Below are 3,656 nucleotides of genomic sequence, written 5' to 3' on the forward strand. Positions count from 1 at the left end.
GGCAGCTCGGCATTGAAGCAGCGCTGGTAGAATTCGGCGACCAGGGGACGCTCGAGCTCGTCGCATTTGTTGAGGAAGGTGACGCGGAAGGCAAAGCCGATATCGCCGAAGATGTCGGCGTTTTCCGCCCAGGTGATCACCGTGCGCGGACTCATCACCGTCGACAAATCGCCGTTGGCGAAGGCGTTGCGGGTGAGATCGGCGAGGCGCACCATCTTGTTGACGATGTCGCGGCCTTCCTGGGTGCGATAATGCTTGGCCTTGGCCAGCACGATCTCCACTTCCTCGTCATGGCTGAGATAGTTCAGCGTGGTGACGATCGACCAGCGGTCCATCTGGCCCTGGTTGATCTGCTGGGTGCCGTGATAGAGGCCGGAGGTGTCGCCGAGGCCGACGGTGTTGGCCGTGGCAAACAGGCGGAACGCCGGGTGCGGCTTGATCACCTTGTTCTGGTCGAGCAGCGTCAGGCGGCCCGAAACTTCGAGCACGCGCTGGATCACGAACATCACGTCCGGGCGGCCGGCGTCGTATTCGTCGAACACCAGCGCGTCGTTGTGCTGCAGCGCCCAGGGCAAAATGCCGTCGCGGAATTCGGTGACCTGCTTGCCGTCGCGGACCACGATCGAGTCCTTGCCGACGAGGTCGATGCGGCTGATGTGGCTGTCGAGGTTGACGCGCACGCAGGGCCAGTTCAGGCGCGCCGCGACCTGCTCGATATGGGTGGACTTGCCGGTGCCGTGATAGCCGGTCACCATGACGCGGCGGTTGCGCGCAAAGCCCGCGAGAATGGCGAGCGTGGTGGCGCGGTCGAAGCGATAGTCGGGATCCACATCGGGCACGTGAGGATCGACTTCGGAATAGGCCGGGACTTCGAGATCGCTGTCGATCCCGAACACCTGGCGCACCGACACCTTCATGTCGGGCAGACCGGAAACTTCCTCAACTTTGGACAGGGCGGCGGTCGTCATCAATCCTCCGAGGTCCCGGGCGGTCCCGAAACCGGTTATTCGCACGTTGGCTGCGGCTGGGTGCTGGAAAGCAACCTATCAGAGACAACGAGCCGGCAGAAGCCCGGGCACCAATCAAAGTTCCGTTGTCTTTTCATTTAGATAGGCAAGGAACGCAGATTTTGGAGGGCTGCCTTGCGAATCACGCCCGAATTGGGGCCCGGTTTGCGAACGCAGCGCACACAAATGGACTTTGGGCCGCTTGCCGCTACTTATGTAAGGTCAACGCCCCCTGCTCCAGCCCGCCAGAGACCACGTGACGTCCTTCCTCGATCCCCTCATCGCCTTCGTGTCCGCCCATCCGTGGCTGGGTTATCTGACGCTGTTCCTGGCGGCGTTGCTCGAAGCCGTTCCGGTGGTGGGGTCGGTGATCCCGGGCTCGACCATCATCCTGGCGCTGAGCGCGCTGGTGCCGGGCGGCGAGCTGCAGCTGCCATGGGTGCTGCTGTCGGCCGCGCTCGGCGCCGTACTGGGGGACGGCTCGGCCTACTGGATCGGCCACCGGCGCCAGCGCGAGATCCTCAACACCTGGCCGCTGACCAACTATCCGCGCGTGGTCGCCGAGAGCGAGAGCTTCTTCCACCGCTTCGGCACCTGGGCCGTGTTCTTCGCCCGCTTCGTGCCGCCGGTCCGCGCCTTCGTCCCCGTGACCGCCGGCGCGCTCGGCATGGCGCCGGCCAAATTCTACGCGGTCAACATCCCGGCGATCCTGGCCTGGGCGCCCGCGCATGTGCTGCCCGGCGTGCTGGCGGTGTCGGCCCTGCACGACTATGCCGGGCTGCATCATCATCAGCACACCGGCAAGCACATCTGGATTCTCGCCGTGGTGGCTGGCGCCGTGGTCCTGTGGCTTACGATCAGGGCCATCCGGCGTCGCCGTCCCGGCGCAAAGCGTCCGGCCTGACACCACAATCCGGCAGGTTTGGCGATTCTCAAAGCGTGCGGAGTGGCCGGCCATAGCCTTGGTTGTGGACTTCAGTTGCTGAAACTCCTAGCCTTACTCTTTTGAGAGGAAGGCGCGTGTCCGACGCCTCTAAGAACCTTCTACTGCTTGCTGCCATCGAGTTTTCCGATGACGCGATCGTTACAAAGAGGCTCGACGGCACGATCACCAGCTGGAACAAGGGCGCCGAGCGTCTTTTTGGCTTTGCGCCGGAGGAGGCGATCGGGGCGTCCATCTTCTTGATCGTTCCCGAAGATCGACAGGATGAAGAACGTCGCATCCTCGAACGTCTCAGCAACGGCGAGCACATCGAACATTTCGAAACATTTCGGCAATCGAAAGCTGGTCGCCTGATCGAAGTGTCGATCAGCGTATCGCCGGTTAGATCGTCGACCGGAGAGATCATCGGCGCGACCAAGATCGCCAGGGATATTTCGAGACAGAAGGAGGATGAGCGCGTCCTGCGTCAAGCCCAGAAGCTGGAGGCGGTGGGTCATTTGACGGGTGGCGTCGCGCACGACTTCAACAACATTCTGTCGGTGATCACGGGGACGATCGAGATTCTTGCGGACGAATTGAACGATCGCCCCGATCTTCAGGCGATCGTGAAGCTGATCGACGCCGCGGCTACCCGGGGTGCCGAGCTGACCTCGCGTCTGCTGGCGTTCGCCCGGAAGCAGCCGTTATCGCCGGTGGCGACCGATGTGAACAGGCTTGTGGAGCAGACTGCCGATCTGCTCAAGCGCACATTGCCGGAGAACATTGCGCTGGAAATCGATCTGAAGGCTGACATTGCCGCGGCCATGGTGGACCCTGACCAGCTCGTGACCGCCGTGCTGAACCTCGCCCTGAACGCCCGCGACGCCATGCCGGAGGGCGGAAAGCTCATGATCGAAACCGGGGACGCGAGTTTCGATGCCGACTATCTCACTGAGAATCCCGAGGCCATTCCCGGTCAACAGCTGATGATCGCGGTAAGCGACAATGGCGACGGCATACCCAAGGCCATCCAGGGCCGCATATTCGATCCATTTTTCACGACCAAGGCGACCGGCCGCGGCAGCGGGCTGGGGTTGAGCATGGTCCACGGGTTCGTGAAACAATCCGGGGGCTACATCAAGGTTTACAGCGAGATCGGCGTCGGAACCACCATCAAGATTTATTTGCCGCAGGCTGAAGATGCGGCAGAAGAGGTCGCCCTTCGTTCGAGCTCGCCGATCGTTGGCGGTCATGAAGATGTGCTTGTTGTCGAGGACGATGAATTGGTGCGCGAGACCACCACGCGGCAACTCCAGAGCCTCGGCTATCATGCCCTGGCGGTCGCGAACGCAAGCGATGCGCTCGCGCTCCTGGCGCGCGACCGGTTCGCGTTGCTGCTGACAGATGTGGTCATGCCTGGGACGATGAATGGCAGGCAGCTGGCAGACGAAGCCCAAAGATCTTTTCCCGAACTCAAGGTCGTCTTCATGTCGGGTTACACGGAAAATGCCATCATTCATCACGGCCGCCTCGACCCCGGCACGCTGCTTCTGAGCAAGCCCTTTCGAAAAGCCGACCTGGCCAGGATCATTCGGAGGGCACTGGACCATGGTCCGCCACAAGCGGCGGAACGTAAGGCCCTTGGTTAGTCAGCGAGACCTCGAAGCCCGGCGGCCTCCGACAGGCAGCTTACCAGCTCGCCGGTGTCGTACGGTTTCGAGATCGAC

Annotated in this window: 3 protein-coding genes; 2 read left to right on the top strand and 1 reads right to left on the bottom strand. The window is 62.3% G+C overall.

Annotated features, from left to right (window positions below; all coding sequences use genetic code 11):
- Nucleotides 1-968, bottom strand: a 968-nt coding sequence (cobS, locus tag JHD07_RS05040) for a cobaltochelatase subunit CobS (protein ID WP_291619610.1), incomplete at its 3' end; no start/stop codon positions are given.
- 295 nt (nucleotides 969-1,263) lie between these two features.
- Between cobS and JHD07_RS05045 the strand changes: the two genes are divergently transcribed.
- Both JHD07_RS05045 and JHD07_RS05050 read left to right on the top strand, forming a co-directional pair.
- Complete coding sequence (locus tag JHD07_RS05045; RefSeq protein WP_291619613.1) at nucleotides 1,264-1,911, top strand: DedA family protein; 648 nt, start codon at nucleotides 1,264-1,266, stop codon at nucleotides 1,909-1,911.
- Between the two features lie 116 nt (nucleotides 1,912-2,027).
- Complete coding sequence (locus JHD07_RS05050; protein ID WP_291619615.1) at nucleotides 2,028-3,578, top strand: PAS domain S-box protein; 1,551 nt, start codon at nucleotides 2,028-2,030, stop codon at nucleotides 3,576-3,578.
- Nucleotides 3,579-3,656 lie beyond the last annotated feature (78 nt).

This window comes from Bradyrhizobium sp. (assembly GCF_016462955.1).
In the GTDB taxonomy this organism is placed as follows: domain Bacteria; phylum Pseudomonadota; class Alphaproteobacteria; order Rhizobiales; family Xanthobacteraceae; genus Bradyrhizobium.